Annotated in this window: 12 protein-coding genes; 8 read left to right on the top strand and 4 right to left on the bottom strand. The window is 31.3% G+C overall.

What is annotated here, in order from left to right:
- Positions 1–434: 434 nt before the first annotated feature.
- The 4 genes from AACQ14_RS21245 (at position 435) to AACQ14_RS21230 (ending at position 8,197) form a co-directional block, all read left to right on the top strand.
- Entirely contained in the window at positions 435–3,407 is a 2,973-nt protein-coding gene (locus AACQ14_RS21245) for an S-layer homology domain-containing protein (RefSeq protein WP_339365581.1), read from the top strand.
- A gap of 26 nt (positions 3,408–3,433) precedes the next feature.
- Positions 3,434–4,939 (top strand): S-layer homology domain-containing protein, encoded by a 1,506-nt coding sequence (locus AACQ14_RS21240; protein ID WP_339365580.1) that lies wholly within the window; start codon positions 3,434–3,436, stop codon positions 4,937–4,939.
- Between the two features lie 75 nt (positions 4,940–5,014).
- On the top strand, positions 5,015–6,412 hold the full coding sequence (locus tag AACQ14_RS21235) for a S41 family peptidase (protein WP_339365579.1): 1,398 nt from the start codon (positions 5,015–5,017) through the stop codon (positions 6,410–6,412).
- A gap of 177 nt (positions 6,413–6,589) precedes the next feature.
- Positions 6,590–8,197: a CTP synthase gene (locus AACQ14_RS21230; protein WP_339365578.1), complete on the top strand. Its 1,608-nt coding sequence runs from the start codon at positions 6,590–6,592 to the stop codon at positions 8,195–8,197.
- A gap of 15 nt (positions 8,198–8,212) precedes the next feature.
- Here the strand turns inward: AACQ14_RS21230 and AACQ14_RS21225 are convergent, their stop codons facing one another.
- From AACQ14_RS21225 to AACQ14_RS21210, 4 genes are all read right to left on the bottom strand, one after another.
- Entirely contained in the window at positions 8,213–8,596 is a 384-nt protein-coding gene (locus AACQ14_RS21225; protein ID WP_339365577.1) for a hypothetical protein, read from the bottom strand.
- A 161-nt stretch (positions 8,597–8,757) separates the two neighbouring features.
- Positions 8,758–9,474, bottom strand: coding sequence for a lysophospholipid acyltransferase family protein (locus tag AACQ14_RS21220; protein ID WP_339365576.1), 717 nt, complete (start codon positions 9,472–9,474; stop codon positions 8,758–8,760).
- Positions 9,475–9,721: 247 nt separating this feature from the next.
- The gene (malQ, locus tag AACQ14_RS21215) at positions 9,722–11,236 is read right to left on the bottom strand and encodes a 4-alpha-glucanotransferase (RefSeq protein WP_339365575.1); all 1,515 of its coding nucleotides are present in this window, start codon (positions 11,234–11,236) and stop codon (positions 9,722–9,724) included.
- A 198-nt stretch (positions 11,237–11,434) separates the two neighbouring features.
- Entirely contained in the window at positions 11,435–12,889 is a 1,455-nt protein-coding gene (locus tag AACQ14_RS21210; protein ID WP_339365574.1) for a nicotinate phosphoribosyltransferase, read from the bottom strand.
- A gap of 307 nt (positions 12,890–13,196) precedes the next feature.
- On the opposite strand from AACQ14_RS21210, the gene AACQ14_RS21205 reads away from it, so the two are divergent.
- The 4 genes from AACQ14_RS21205 to AACQ14_RS21190 all read left to right on the top strand — a co-directional run bounded on the left by AACQ14_RS21205 (position 13,197) and on the right by AACQ14_RS21190 (position 17,306).
- Positions 13,197–14,735: a MutS-related protein gene (locus tag AACQ14_RS21205; RefSeq protein WP_339365573.1), complete on the top strand. Its 1,539-nt coding sequence runs from the start codon at positions 13,197–13,199 to the stop codon at positions 14,733–14,735.
- Between the two features lie 228 nt (positions 14,736–14,963).
- Positions 14,964–15,644: a DUF5680 domain-containing protein gene (locus AACQ14_RS21200; RefSeq protein ID WP_339365572.1), complete on the top strand. Its 681-nt coding sequence runs from the start codon at positions 14,964–14,966 to the stop codon at positions 15,642–15,644.
- A 26-nt stretch (positions 15,645–15,670) separates the two neighbouring features.
- Positions 15,671–16,543 carry a methionyl aminopeptidase gene (locus AACQ14_RS21195; RefSeq protein ID WP_339365571.1) on the top strand — a complete coding sequence of 291 codons (873 nt, stop codon included), beginning with the start codon at positions 15,671–15,673 and terminating at the stop codon, positions 16,541–16,543.
- A 316-nt stretch (positions 16,544–16,859) separates the two neighbouring features.
- Positions 16,860–17,306: a 2-thiouracil desulfurase family protein gene (locus AACQ14_RS21190; RefSeq protein WP_339365570.1), complete on the top strand. Its 447-nt coding sequence runs from the start codon at positions 16,860–16,862 to the stop codon at positions 17,304–17,306.
- Positions 17,307–17,406: the final 100 nt, after the last annotated feature.

The following is a 17,406-nucleotide window of genomic DNA, read 5'->3' as shown; positions in this document are numbered from 1 at the left end:
AGAGTAGGTAATTCATAAATAAATACCAACTTACGTTTTTTCTTTTGAAAGACCGTAGGTCTATTAAAGTTACCCATTTTTTTCGGAATCATATGAATTTACTTCTTGACATATTACCAAATTGCTTTGAATTTGGAAAATAGTATTTAACTAGTAAATCTATTTTCCATTTTTTTATGTTTTTTGAGTAACTATGACTATGTTTAATAGTTTCTCATGTTTTCTCTAGCAAAATAGTCTTAGGTGGATTGACTCATTAATTGTTACAATCATATAACAGCGCAATTTTAGTCCCATTTTGCCGAAATATTATGATATAATGTATTGGATAGATTTGTACAAAATGTATTTCATTTCCTGTGTCTGATAATTGATTACAATTAATTGGTAGGGAAAAAATACTGATATATATTTTATGACGGAGGATGGGGTAAATGAAAAAAATTATATCTTACTTATTAATATTCACACTAATGATAACTGCATTGCCAGTATATGCTGTAACAGACCCTAGCGTATTAAAGGAACCAGTGCAAAATGTGTATCTCCCAAGGTCGGGTGCTGAAGCAATCATAGAGAATCTCAAGTTCTCTGATGTAAGTCCTAGTAGCTGGTCAATAGAGCCTATTACAAGGTTTGGTGCATTACAAATAATAAAAGGATACAATGAAAATAATGCAAAAAAGTACAGACCTACTGCACCCATAAGTAATGAAGAGTCTCTAGCAGTATTACTTAGAATATTAGGTATGGAAGAAGCAGCACAAAAAGCAGGGAATCAATTATTACAAGAGAATCCAGAATTGCCTGATCACGTTCTGACACTATGGACAAAAGGATATCTTCAATTAGCTAAAAACATGGGGTTAATAACTGAAGATGATTTGGATAATGCTCTTGTAGAAGAACAATGGGAATTAGACCCATCAGAAAGTTTTATTAGAAGAGGACCAGTAACAAGAGAGCAATTAGCTGTGTGGTTAGTAAAAGCTATCAATAGTAAACAGCCTGATCTAATCAGCCCAAAATACAAACAAAAAGATGTTTTCAATTACAGCGATTGGGAAAAGATTGATAGAGAATTCATTCCTTATGTGGAAGCAGTAATACAGAAAAAGATAATGGTAGGAAGTAATAGTAAATTTAATCCAAAAGGAATAGTTACTAGAGAACAGATGGCTCAGACTCTAAAAAATCTTGATGATATTGCTTACAATACTATGAATATTACTAAGGAAAATGGTACAGTAGCATATATAGAAGATAGTAATTCAATGGGTGCTTCAGATAGTATTGCTACAAGAAGAATATTAATAACAGATGAAAATGGAAAAGTCAATGAAGTAAATTATGAATATAAAAGAAAATCAAACGACCAAATATTAACTAAAGATGTACCAGTATTAATCAATGGAGTCGTTGGAGGTCTTCTTAATCTAAGAGAAGGCGAGTATATTGAATATCTAGTGAACAATGATACAAAAGAAATGTTATATGCTTCTAGTAAGGGCATAAATGAACCCTATGAACTTGAAGGAGTATTACAGCCTCTTAATGAAATAAATAATGGTAGGATTACTATAACAAGTGATAGAGGAATTAATTATACTTTTCAGATGAAGTCAGCAGTATATAATAATGTTGATGGGACAATAAAAGTAAATGATATAAATGTTAAAATTCCTAATGCACCTATAAGCAGCAAAGTGAAATTATATATAGACAACAATATAGTAACTAAAATAGAACTTGCAGGTGATAAGGTCATCTTTGATACATTAAGCGGTATTGTAAAAGAAAATAACCCAACTTTTAATTATATAACTATTATGACTTGGGATGGAAAAGAAGTAACAAAAAATTATCAAAAGAAAAGTGTTCAAGTTGAAAAGCAGCAATATTATGATACAGAAGATGAGATCGGTTATATAGATGAGATGTTTCCTGACTTTAGATTTGATCCAAGAGATACAACAATAGATGATGTGGAAGCAGGTGATTTAGTAGATCTTAAAATATCACCAGATGGTAAAAACGTATTATCAATAAGTGCTAAAACCAATTATATTGTTAAGTATGGAAGTATTAATCAGATTGTTAATAATGGAGTTAACGGATTACGTTTATGGATTAGGTTTGATGATCTTAGTTCAACAATATATGATATAGATTCCAACATACCTGTAAAAAGGGCAGGACAGAATATATCTCAGTATCAGCTGCAAGAAGGACAAGTAGTCAAGTTACTTATTAATCAAGCTGTATTTGAGCCAGGTACAACTACCGAATCAGTAAAAGAAATTCAAGTTGATGAATATGGTAATACTGTAGCTAATATCTACAAAGGAAAGCTTGGCAGTCTCAATAATTCACAAAGAACGCTGACTTTACTAAATAGTTATGAATTAACCAAAGCAGGATGGAGAGATTATACCAAATCCAAGATATTAGATATTTCATCCAAGAATATAGAGTATTACCTAGATTCTAAGCAGATATCTCTTGATTATGCCTTAAACTATCTGAAATCACCAGATATCGATGTTTATGTAGCTATGGAGAAATATTATGACGATGAAAAAGTTTTAAAAGTAACTTTTGGAACAGGAAGAGAGAATATATTAGCTAGTGACAACGTAACATATTCCAATGGAAATAATAAATTCAAGGTATTACAAAGTCCTAATTACATTAATACTCATGATGGTACTATCGTAGTTAAGAATGGGAAACTGTTGGAAGATAATAACATAGTATCACCTGATTATGCACAAGTTATATTGAATGGTAATGGGAAGGCTGTAATAGTTAACATAACTAAGGAACCAAGTAATGAAGCTACATCTATATTCAGGGGACGAATTAAAAGTATAAATGAAAATGAAGATATGCAGGTTCAATCATTTGCATTACTAAAAGGAATGAAATGGATATATTCACCTATTCCACGTATGTTTACTACAGATTATGAAACAGTCATTATGGATGCTAACGGAATAATTCCACAAACAGATTTCTTGGATTACTCTGAGAAAACAAAGGTAGATAAAGTATATACTATTATCTCAGATGGAACAAAAGCAAAATATATTATTGAAAATCCATACTGTCTGGACGGAGTAAAGGGTGAGATATACGAAACTGAGAGTGGTGCAATAAGTATAAAAGATACGATAGTATATAACAAAACCAATAATAGCTGGAAAGATCTAAGTTACAGTAATAGTTACGCAAAGATTAATCTTAAGACTAATACGATTATAATTAAAAACAATGAAGTCATATCACCAGATATGTTAGAGAAGGGTGATATAATCAGGATAATCACTGATGAATATCTCATTACTAAACTTGCTACCAAAGGAGCTAGAGATGTTGATGGATATATTATTTTTGTAGAAAAATAAAATAACTAGAAAGAGGTGGACAATCTATGAAAAAAATAAGCATGAAAATATTATTTTTGATATTCGCTTTTAGTGTTACAAGCATATGTGTCTATGCTGATATGGGTGATATGGGTTATTTTGGGGGCATATCAGAAGGGACTAACCTACCTAAAACCATTGAGAAGTATGTTCCTGTAAAACCTCCAAAAACAAGAACTATGCGTTATAAGGAAATGGTTTATATTTCTGGTGAACCAATTGAATTTGAAGGTACTATAAAAGTAACTAAGGATGATGATATAATTAATACAAAAGAGTCCGGTAGTTATAATGAAAAATATGTAATAAGCGCTAAGAACATGGAAAAAAACAGTACACTTGATAGAACTATCAATTTTACAACTTCATTTTATTATGTTGATGGAGATTTCAAAAAACAGATTGTCAGAGATTCAACAGTGAGCAGCTGGACAGAAAAAATTGTTATTGATGATGTAACCTATACTTTAGATGAAAACTTTTCTACATACTCATTAACTGGTGTAGAAGATATAACACCAGGGGTCAGCTATTATGATACATCTGTATCCTATGATGCTAGATTTATATCAAGTAATAATGAAACAATAACTATAAAAACAGAAGGTTCAGTATATGGATATGATCAACCTTGGTCAAAAGTTGAGTCTGGAAAATTGACTATGGATATAATAGGGCCCAAAGATATAATGCAGGTAACACTTAATCCATCATTAGAAGCTAAGAAAACTATGTACTACGATAAAACTTCTCCTTTCCCAATCAGCTTTGATGGAACTTATAATCAAAGACTTGAAAGAGAAGCATCATTAAAATACAATATAACAACTAATCATCCACAATTGACTAGAAGTCAAATGGAAAACAGCATAATGATTAGTACAGCAAAACAAATAGAAAAACTTCCTATTCCAGCAGGACTTGATTTCTTAGACAGCAATCCAGCCAATGAACATATCAAGAAATTGTACAGTATGGAAATAATGACCGAGATTCCTCATAAATCTATGGAAGTAGAAGCAATAACAAGAGGAGAATTCATAAAAGCTATTTGTCTTGGAATGAATATGGACACAAGTAAATATCAAGTAACTAGTAAAAATAAAAATAGTATGAAAGTGATATTTGGTGACGTGTTACCAGATAATCCATTATATCCATACATTATGACAGCTTACAATGCAAAGCTTATTAAAGGTGTAGGAGACATTTTCAAAGTATCACAACCTATTACAAGACAAGAAGCACTATGTATACTGATTCGTGTTATTGGTCTTGAGAAGATAGGTAGATTAGAAAATTCTGTGACTCCATTCAAGGATGATAGCATGATATCACCTTGGGCTAGAAAAGCAATATTAGCTGGCTACAAGTTAGGGATTATAGAAGAAAAGGAAGGGAATCTGGAGCCTAGAAAGTGGTTATCCAAGATAGATGCAAGTACAATTATTGATAATCTCATTAATTACTTAAGAGAAGATATTTCAGGTTATTATAGATTAATTCAGTAAAATATAGTTCACATAAAAATGGTTAATGATGAAATTGATTAGATAATAAATTAAACAATTAAGAAGGGATAAAAGATGAAAAAAATAATTAGTAGGATTGTTCTTACAGCAGTTGTATTATCCATGCTGATAGTACCTATCAACGTAAAAGCAGTAGAGTCAGCTGCTGTTGAGCGCAAAGGGGAAGAATTCAAAGTATTATTTAACCTTATAAGGGATACTTATGTGGGCGAGGAAGTAACAGATGAGCAGTTATTTAAGGCAGCTATTGATGGTATGTTCGATGAATTAGACCCTTATTCAACATTCTATACCAAAAAACAAGCAAACACCTTAATTGAGGCTGTATCAGGTGAATTTGTAGGTATTGGTGTTGAGATGGTACAAGATGGAGATTGGGTAAAGGTATCCCGTCCTATACCAAAATCACCAGCTATCGAAGCAGGAGTTAGAGCGGAAGATATTATAATTGCAATCAATGGAGAGAGTGCAGAGAATTATACACTTACAGATGCGGCTAATAAGATAAAAGGTAAAGAGGGAACAATGGTTTCTGTTACCTTCAAAAGAGGCAACAAGGAATATACAGTTGATATAAAAAGAGCCTTGGTAAAAATATCTGCTGTTGAGACTGAAGAAATGGAAGATTTATTCCCTGCGTTAGATAAAGAAGTAGCCAAGAAGATAAATTATATAAGAATAAATTCTATCAATAAACATGTAGCTGAAGATATAGAACCATACCTAGAGGATGCTAAGAAAGAAGGAGTCAAATATTTAATTCTTGATCTTAGAGATAATCTAGGAGGATACGTTGATTCAGGAGTGGCTCTATGTAATATGTTAATCCCAAAAGGACCAGTTCTTCATTTTGTTAATAAACAAGGAAGAAAAATAACTTATAGAAGTAATCTAAGGAAAGCTCCTTTTGAACTAGTAGTACTTACTAATGAGAATACAGCTTCAGCCTCTGAATTCATTGCAGCAGCTGTAAAAGAATCTGGTGTAGGTGTTACAGTTGGAGAAACAACTTATGGAAAAGGTGTAGCACAATATATTTATGATATATCAGATAAATATGCTATTAAATTAACTATGGAGGAATTTTTATCAAGAGATGGGCACAAAATAAATGGTATAGGTGTTGCTCCAGATTATGAAGTGATAGTACCTAACCTTATTATCAGCCCACAAAGACTATTTTTGGATGATGAAATGGAAGAAGTCAAAAGTGTTGAATTAATTTTAGAATATTTGGGTTATGCTATTAATGAACCAGATAATTTGTACGATGAAAAGACTGAAAAGGCTGTGACACAGTTTCAGAAAAATATGGGATTAAGAGCATATGGAGTTTCAGACCATCCTACTCTAAAAGCACTTAATACAAAATTAATTGAGAGTATTAATAAAAAAGATATACAATTAGAGCAGGCTATGGAAGTAATTTTAAGTAAAATAAACGAAAATTAAATTTGTTATTGACTATTTCACTAACTAATAATAAAATAAAGAGGTTGTATAAAATAGAAATTGAATAACCCAAAAGTATATAAGGTTCATTATAAAAAGTAGTAAGAACAAAATTGTTTAGACTACTTTTTATAGAGTAATCATTTAAATAAAAAAAGACTATGAGGTGAAATGAGGATGCAAACGAAATACATTTTTGTTACGGGAGGTGTTGTTTCCGGACTAGGAAAGGGCATAACAGCTGCTTCATTAGGAAGACTTTTAAAGGCTAGAGGTAAGAAAGTTACAATACAAAAATTTGACCCTTACATTAATATTGACCCTGGCACAATGAGTCCGTATCAACATGGAGAGGTATTTGTTACCGAAGACGGAGCAGAAACAGACTTAGACCTTGGACATTACGAAAGATTTATAAATGAGAATCTGAGCAAGTATAGTAATATTACTACTGGAAAAATCTACTGGTCTGTGCTTAACAAAGAAAGAAAAGGAGAATATCTAGGTGCAACAGTTCAAGTTATTCCACACATAACTAATGCTATAAAAGAAAGAGTTTACAGAGTAGGAAAAAGCGCACAATCTGATATTGTTATAACAGAGATAGGTGGAACAGTTGGAGATATTGAAAGTCTGCCATTTATGGAAGCCATAAGACAAGTATCTGCTGAAGTAGGACCAGAAAATGTATTATATATACATGTAACTCTTATTCCTTATCTCGCCAAAGCTGGTGAAATGAAGACTAAGCCTACACAGCACTCTGTAAAAGAATTACGTTCAATTGGTATTTTACCAGATATATTGGTATGTAGAACAGAGCATGAATTATCAGAAGAAATGAAAGACAAAATGGCTCTTTTCTGTAACGTTAAAAAAGAATGTGTTATACAAAACCTTGATGCAGATACTTTATATGAAGTTCCATTGATGTTAGAAAAAGAAGGACTAGCTAAGATTGTATGTGATAAATTGAATCTTAATTGCTGTGAGCCTGATTTAACTGAATGGAAAGAAATGATAGCTAGAGAAAAATCTATGACTAATCTTGTTAAGATTGCACTAGTTGGTAAATATGTTGAATTGCATGATGCATATATTTCTATTGTAGAATCTTTGAAACACGCTGGAATATACCATAAAACCAAGTTAGAAGTTCTATGGGTCAATTCTGAGGAAGTTAATAGTGACAATGTAGATGATTACTTAAAAGACGCTGATGGTATATTAGTTCCTGGTGGATTCGGAGATCGAGGTATAGATGGTAAAATATTTGCAGTTAGATACGCTAGAGAAAACAAGATTCCATTCTTTGGTATATGTCTAGGAATGCAGTGTGCAGTTATTGAATTTGCAAGAAATGTTTTAGTATATGATGGTGCCCATAGTTCTGAACTTGACCCTGATACAAAATATCCTGTTATTGACTTGATGCCAGAACAGAAGGATATTGATGAATTAGGTGGTACTATGAGACTTGGAGCTTATCCATGTAAGGTTAAAAAGGATTCATTGGCATACCAAGCTTATGATGCTGAGTTAATCTACGAAAGACATAGACACAGATATGAATTCAACAATGAATATAGAGATGAACTTGTGAAAGCAGGGCTTAATATTGTAGGAGTATCTCCAGATGATAGACTTGTTGAAATGATAGAAATAAATGAGCATCCATGGTTCGTTGGTGTTCAATTTCACCCAGAATTTAAATCAAGACCTAACAAAGTGCATCCATTATTTAGAGACTTTGTAGGTGCAAGTATAAAAGCCAAGACAAATTAATGTCTTGGCTTCTTCTTATTTTTTATAGCCTTTCATTCCGACTATATACATACCAGCTAAATCTACTTTTACCATTTTCTTAACAGGCAATTCTTTGAATACCTTGTCATCACACAATAAAGTAGTAATTTTAGGACCGATTTTTGCTTTTACCATAGGTAATTTTCTAAAACGAATGTATTTTGGAATTTGGTCTTGTACCATTTTTGGCAGATTAGAATCTTTTACTTTCTGTTTCTTTTTATCTATAACAAGTATAGATGTTGTCATTTTGTTTTGATTAATTACTGCTTGCTGGTCATTTGCCTTACCTTGTAACTTTCTTCCTACAAAATAAAGAATGACAAGTACAACAACAATAATTCCTAATACAAGCAATAGAATTTCCCACCACTCCATAGGTGCACCTCCTTTAAAAAGATACTTATTAGTGCGTTCTATATATTCTATCATTAATTGCATAAAAATCAAAGAGGAAATTTGCTAAAACATCAAATTTCCTCTGCATTTTATAGTTTTTTAGTTTTACTATCCAAATTCATAAAAGAATTTAACAGAAATTACTTAGAAAGTAATTGAAGGATTTCAGAGCGAACATAAACTGCACTTTTTTTCATATCCTCTTGTGGCAATTCACTTAAAAGAATAGGTTTACCAAAATTAAGCTTAACTCTGCTTGATTTTACAACAAGTCCATTATTATTCTCATAGATATTATCTGTTCCTTTTATGCCAAATGGTACAATAGGTACATTAGCTTTTTCGGCTAATTTTAAACTACCTTGTTTAAAAGGTAAAGGTTCTTCGGATTCTTTATTTCTAGTACCTTCTGGGAAAATAAGCATTGATAGACCTGATTTCAACATTTCTATACCAGATAGGATTATTTTTAGACCTTCTCTGAAATTAGTTCTGTCAAGGAATAATCCACCCATCAATTTTAGTAATAGATTTAAATAAGGTATTTTTGTCAATTCTTTTTTTCCAATAAAACCAAAAGGACGATTAATGACTTTAATCAATAGAACAACATCAAATATACTTCTATGATTTCCTACGAATAGTACAGTTTCATCTGGGATATTTTCTAATCCAGTTATAGTAACTCTACTTCCTGTTAAAAACATGATACCTCTACATATATGTGTCACAATGAATTTTCCAATCTTATATTGAGTATCTTTGGAAAATAATCCTGCTATAAAACCAATTATAAGTACAGGTAAAGCAAGAATCAAATAAATAGCCATAAAAATTATTATAATTACTGCACGCATATAATCACCTTATCTTGATAATTTTATATACATTATAAGTATATGTTTTGATTGCAAATCTCATGATACAGAAAGAGTTATGTGGTTCATTTTCAAAAGACAATCCTTCAAGAAGTAATGCAAGTAAAATGAATAACATAACACTTCACTCTTAAGATTATATAAAAATATCTTATACATGTAATCATAATTATATCATTAATATCTAAAAATCGCTATAGTTTTTAAGATAGAGTTTACTTATTTGTTAATCTCTTCCATACAATTCTGTAATTTCTCGTAATCTGTCAGCTATATCATCGGTAAGCATGTCATTAGTATATCTCCATTGCCAATTACCCATGGATGAACCTGGAATATTCATCCTTGCATGGCTATCCAGAGATAAAACATCCTGAAGTGGGACTATTGCCATCTTAGTAACTGAACCAAAACAAGCTCTAATAAAGTCCCAAGAAATGTTTCTGCCATCAGTATTCATATATCGTCTAACTTTATCTTGCTTCATGCTATCAGCTTTATTATACCATCCAAGAGTTGTATCATTGTCGTGAGTACCACTGTAGCAGATGCTGTTAGAACCATAATTATGAGGGAGGAAATCATTGTCTTCTAAATCTTCAAAAGCAAACTGTAATATTTTCATGCCGGGAAGATTAAAATCATCTCTTAGTTTTTTTACATCATCAGTTATTATTCCAAGATCTTCTGCGATAATAGGTAATTCAATTCCCAGTGTATTGATGAAAGCGTTGAATAGTTCTTTGTTAGGTCCTTTTTTCCACTTGCCATGGATTGCAGTTTCATTACCATAAGGAATGGACCAATAACTCTCAAAACCTCTAAAATGGTCGATTCTCACGATATCAACTAATTTTAGGATATGAGCTAATCTACTTATCCACCATCTATAGGATGTTTTTTTATGATTATCCCAATGGTATAATGGATTCCCCCATAATTGTCCTGTAGGACTAAAATAATCAGGAGGAACACCAGCAACATGGGTTGGATATCCATTAGAGTCCAATAAAAATAACTCTTTGTCAGCCCATACATCACTACTGTCAAAAGAAGTAAATATAGGTATATCTCCGATAATGAGGATTCCATGTTCATTAGCATACTTCTTTACTTTGATCCACTGTTCATAAAAAATGAATTGAATGAATTTATAGAAATCTATATCATAGGATAACTTATTAATCCACACAAGTATATTGCTTTCTGAAGGATGAGCTATTTCACTATCCCAACAGGGCCACATTCTGCCGTCAAAATAATCTTTGCAAGCCATAAACAAGGAGTAGTCATCAAGCCAATATTTTTCCTCATTACAAAAGGTTAACCAATCATTATATAAAGAGTGATCATTAGTTTTTAAAAAATTGTCATAAGCTTTTTTTAAGATAGATAATTTGTAATTGATAACTGAGCCATAATCTACTTTATTGGATTGGTTACAATGTATAGGCTCAGCATCTTCATCATTAATCAAACCTGCTTCAATTAATTTTTCTGGACTTATAATAAATGGCTGGCCTGCAAAAGATGAAAAAGATTGATATGGAGAATCCCCAAAACCAGTATGACCTAAAGGTAGTACCTGCCAAAGCTTCTGATTGCTTTTTACCAGAAAATCAATAAAGTCATATGCACCACTGCCTAAATCACCTATACCATATTTACTTGGAAGAGAGGTAGGGTGCAGCAATATGCCAGACAATCTTTTATTATTCATAATATCATTAATATCCTTCATATAATCCCTCCTAAATAAATATAATATGATTCATCATATTAAATAGTTCTACACATAGTATTTGCTAACAATAAATTATTTAATCAACTAATAAATAAGTTGGTTACATAATTATAGTTCTAAAAAAAGTGCTGTCTCATAATAGATTTCATTATTATGAGACAGCACTTTTTATTTTGGATATTTTATATTAAATGATTATTGTTGGTTTCTGTATTGTTTTATCATGGATTGTTTTAATTCAAATAGCTCATGGGATAAATCAACATAAACATTCTGAGGATTCATAAGTCTTCTTGATTCAGGCCATAGAGTAGATAATTCTTTTTCACAGTACTCTTTTATACTAAAAGTGCTTGGAGTTTCATAAACACATTTACCATCAATGAATATTGGTTCTAACAATTCTCTTGTATAATAAGTACCTGGTTGTAATTTCAATTGTTTCCATGTAGCTTCTGGGTCAAATAAAATTAAAGGTTTTGACTCGTCTACTTTCTCGTGATTAAGAGCAATGAGATCAGCTTTTAATTTACCAGAACGTTTGTTGTATATCCTTATAATCTTTTTATTACCAGGATTAGTAATTTTTTCAGGATTTTCAGATATTTTCATTTTTGGAATAAACTTATCATCTTCATATTTGGCAGAAAGTTTATATACGCCCCCAAATGATGGGTTGCCTTTTGAAGTAATAAGATTGGTGCCTACACCCCATAGTGTAATCTTAGCGCCTTGTAGCTTCAAATCACGAATCAGATATTCGTCAAGGTCACTGGAAGCACTAATAATAGCATCTTCAAAACCTGCTTCATCCAACATTATTCTAGCTTTTTTTGATAGATATGATAAATCACCGCTATCCAGTCTGATTCCATAAAAATCTGGTTTTATTCCTTTTTCTTTTAGTTCATTAAAGACTTTTATAGCATTTGGAACACCGGATTTTAATGTGTCATATGTATCAACAAGTAATAGACAATTCATAGGATAAAGTTCTGCATATTTTCTAAATGATGTCAGTTCATCAGGAAAACTCATAACCCAGCTGTGAGCGTGTGTACCCTTTGCAGGGATATCAAACCATTTAGCAGCCATTACGTTAGATGTTGCACTACAACCACCTATAACAGCAGCTCTAGCGCCTAGATTACCTGCATCTGGTCCTTGTGCTCTACGTAAACCGAATTCAAGGACAACATCATCCCCTGCTGCCCATTTTACACGAGCTGCTTTAGTAGCTATAAGACTCTGATGATTAATAATATTAAGAAGTGCAGTTTCAATAAGCTGTGCTTCACATAAAGGAGCAACTACTTTTAATATTGGTTCATTAGGAAATATTACTGTTCCTTCAGGTACAGCATATATGTTTCCGGTAAACTTAAATGTTTTAAGATATTCTAGAAAATCGCTTTTGAATATATTCTGTTCAGCTAGATATTCAATATCATCTTCAGTAAAATGAATATTATTGATGTAACTTATTGCTTGTTCTAGACCAGCAGCAATTGAAAAACTGCTTCCGTGTGGATTAACCCTATAGAAAAGGTCAAATACAGCAACTTGGTTCCTTGAATTAAGATCATAATAACCTTGCATCATTGTTAATTGGTAAAAATCTGTCAGCAATGTTAAATCCGCGCCATGCATTTTTAATTCCTTCTTTCGTAAATAGTAAAATATTAATAGACAATTATTTGTATTTTATTCATGAAATTATTGATGTTACTTAGTCATTTTTTTATAGTTTATACTATTATAACATAACAATCAAGATATTATTGAAAGTCTGTAGGGAAAAAATTTTATTATCATTATATTGCAATATATTTTATAATCTGATAGTATTTACATAAATTAAATTAGACTAACTGACTAATGAAGTCAGTAATCAAATACTTAGAATAACTAAACACTTTGCAGTAATTTTACACTATAAAACTTAAGGATGGTAAAAATGTTATTTGGCAATAAAGATTTTATAAGGAAAAAGAAGTACAAAGAAATTGATTTTAATCTGTTAGCTTCAACAAATAAGTACTATAAAGAATCTGAAGCACATATTGACGAAGTGACTTGGCAGGACCTTGATATGGATAATGTTTTTGCTGATATCAATCATACTGTGACAACACCAGGAGAAGAAAAGTTATATTGCTGGTTGAGAAACCCAGCTGACAATAAAGAAGATTTCAATAAGCGTAAACATCATATCAACAGCTTCAAGAAAGACAGGGCGGTATCAAATGATCTTAGACTAGCTTTATCAAGGATTAAATATTGTGATTTTGATTTTAGAGAGACTATAAACAAAGGTTTTTTGATTAATAATTTATTACTGATTGGTATGATATTGTTAGTAATATTAAATGTGGGTATACTTGCTGGTTCATTAATTACAATGAATTTTTTAGCACTACCTCTGTTCATTATAACTATGGCAGCTAGTATTATAATCCATTTTAGATTTTCCATGATCTATAATGCCCAATTACAAGTTATTGGTTATATCATTAAGATTCTATCTTTCAGTAAAAAGAATTGGAAGTCAGTAGAAAAAGTGTCACCTGATTTGGCAGATAGATTGAAAGAACTCAATTCCAAGTTATCCAAGATAACTAAAAAAGGTTCAGCAATCTTTAAGGTTGAAGGATTAGATGTTATTGGCGACTATATTAACATCTTGTTTTTGGTAAAAGAGATTAATTTCTTGAGAGTATCAAGTTTGATTAATAAGAATAAAAAAGAATTGATTAGATTATATAATAATGTTGGTGATTTGGATGCAGGGTTAAGTATTGACAGGTACCGCAGGGATTTAAAATATTATTGTGAACCTGATATGGACAGTGAGGCTGATGATATAAATATAGTTGATATGTACCATCCATTACTGGAAAATCCAATATCCAATACAATTAATATTGATTCATCAATAGCTATTACAGGATCTAATATGAGTGGTAAATCTACGTTTTTAAGAATTGTAGGGCTTAATTCACTGTTTGCTCAAGGTATTTGTACTAGTTTAACTAAGGAGCATAGAGCTAAGTTTTATAGGCTTGTTACTTCAATAAGTCTTAATGATGATATTTTGCAAGGTAAAAGTTATTTTCTTATGGAGGCAGAAGCTATTAAACGTATGGTTGATTCATGTAATAATGAGACTCCATTGTTAATACTTATAGATGAGATATTCAAAGGTACTAATCCAGTAGAACGGCTTGCTGCATCAATGGAGATATTGAATCTTTTAGCTGCTTCGAATACTAAGACATTGGTTGCAACACATGACTTACAGATTTTACCTGAGTTGAAGGGTTATGAATATTATTATTTCACAGAGAATGTAACTAAGGATTCACTTGAATTTGATTACAAAATTCATAAAGGAATTACTTCTACACGTAATGCAATTAAGATACTGGAATTTATTAAGTATCCAGGTGATTTGGTTGATTTGATTAATAAGCGAATAGAAGTTATGGAGTTATAAAATATAATGTTATGTTTGAAGTTTTAAAAAAGTATACAATAGAGGTTTTTCACTAGTAAAGGTGGAAGACCTCTTTTTAGCTGTATTAGACTCTAAAAAATAAGGCTGATAGTATAGGAATAATGGAAAAAAGAGATAAAAGCAACTGTTGGTTGTCAAAAATGTTATGTTTGATTGGTAGAAATATAATTATTTAATAGTATAATGTTCTATGAAGAGGTGAGTGAAATGAGTTTCCAAAAGCAATTACAGAAATTAAGGAAAGAAAAAGGATTATCACAAGAAAAATTGGCTGAAATGATTGGGATTTCAAGGCAGGCAGTTGCAAAATGGGAAGTTGGACAGTCATATCCTGATATTGCTAGATTAATTTTGCTGAGTGAACTTTTTAAGGTGAGTATTGATAAATTAGTTAATGATTATGATGAAAATTGCCGTTTATATATAGAAGAAAATAAGCAAGAATACAAGAATGAGGATATAATACAATTTTTATGTAAAGCAAAAAAATATATAAATATTAATGAAAGTGTTGAAGTTAAAGATTCAAAGTTTAGTGGATATGATATGCAATTTTCTGAAGGGAATCTTAAATATATCAGTAAATATCATGGTAAGAAGCAATTTATAGGAGAAGAGTTATTATTGAGAGACGATAGTCCCATTTGGGGAATGAATTATAATGGAAGAATTATTGGTGAAGTTTTTTCAGAAGGTTTCTTAAAAGAGGCATTGGCGTTAGTACCTAAAGAATATCCATATCGTGGACCTATGGTATATCAGAATGGACAATATAAATACCATTGTATTGTTAATGGTGAGTTGGAATGGTTTCAAGGATATGAAGAGATATTTTTTGATGATATCAAAATATATGAATGTAATTTTCATGGTGGATATATTAAATAATATGATTGCGCAAGATAGGAGATTATATGATACTAAATAGAAATGATAAGTGTTGGTGTGGTAGTGGATTAAAATATAAAAGATGCCACATGAATTTTGATGAGGAGCTTCAAAAATTTGCTGATAAAGGATATGAAGTTCCAACTAGAGATTTAATTAAAAATAAAGAACAAATTGCTGGGATTAGAGAAAGTGCTAAGATTAATAATGGTCTTTTAGATTTGATAGGTAAAAATATAAGAGAAGGCATGAGTACAGAAGAAATAAATGTATTAGCTCATAATTTTATAGTATCTCATGGAGGGATACCAGCTACACTGAATTATGGTGGTTTCCCAAAAAGCATTTGTACATCAATTAATGATGTGGTTTGTCATGGTATACCTGACAAAGATAGAATTCTAAAAAAAGGAGATATCATTAATGTGGACTCAACCACTATTCTTAATGGATATTATTCTGATGCATCTAGAATGTTTAAGATTGGTAAGGTAAGTGAAGAGGCTGAGAAAATTGTTGATGTAGCTAAGGAATGTTTGAAAAAAGGAATAGAGGAAGTCAAACCTTGGAAGAGTTCTTTAGGGGATATAGCTGAAGCAGTACAAAATCATGCTGAGAGTAATGGATATTCAGTAGTTAGAGAGTTTGGAGGTCATGGGGTTGGTTTAGACATTCATGAAGAACCTTTTGTGGCTCATTTCGGAAAAAGAGGAACGGGTATGTTATTAGTACCCGGTATGGTATTCACTATAGAACCTATGATAAATGTTGGAGGTAGAGAGATATTTATAGATAAAGCTGATGACTGGACTGTTATAACTGCTGATGGGTCTCTTTCTGCACAATGGGAGCATACAATTCTTGTGACGGAGGATGGTGTTAAGATAATATCTAAATAGCTTTTATTTTAAAGTTATATTGCAGGTAAGTCAGAAAAAGTGTTTTGTTCTGACTTGGCTTTTGCAAAATAGTATATGTATATGTTACGCCAGCAACTTGCTCATCCTAAGCAAAAAGCTGGGTTCGGCGTCCTGCCTCACTACTCCACATATACATATACTATTTTGCTTTAAGTAACGGTGGATATTATCACAAAACACTTATTCTTCTTCAGAGAATAATGAGTGGCTAAAATAAATTTGAATTGTAATATATTTTATAATCTGATAATATTTAATAATATATTATCAGATTATAAAATAGGAGATGACATATATGTACTTGGTGAGTGCTTGTTTGGCTGGTATTAATTGTAGATATGATGGTGGAAATACTGAGAATGAGATTATAAAAAATATGGTGAAGGAAGGTAAAGCTATTGCTGTATGTCCAGAGCAATTAGCTAAGTTGCCTATACCTAGAGTTTGTTGTGAGATTATTATAGATGATGATGGAAATAAAAAGGTAATGAGTGTAGATGGAGAAGATTTTACTGAAGCGTATAGACAAGGAGCTGTTAAGACATTAGAAATCTGTAGAGCTAGTGGTATTAATGAAGCAATTCTACAGTCAAGAAGTCCTTCATGCGGATATGGATTAATTTATGATGGAACATTTTCGGGTAAACGTATAAAAGGTGAAGGATTAACTGCCGAACTTTTGGCTAAGAATAATATTAAGATATATACAGAATTTGATGTTGATAGATTTGAAAAGAATTGAAAATATTTTATTGACAGTTTTATTTAATGAAAAAATATAAAAACTCCTTACTGATAATAATTGAGATATCAGTTAGGAGTTTTTTGATTAATGATTAACA

This window comes from Vallitalea maricola (assembly GCF_036985595.1).
Taxonomy (GTDB): Bacteria; Bacillota; Clostridia; order Lachnospirales; family Vallitaleaceae; genus Vallitalea; species Vallitalea maricola.
Note: the sequence above shows the minus strand (reverse complement) of the source record. Positions and strands in the feature narration are given on the sequence as shown.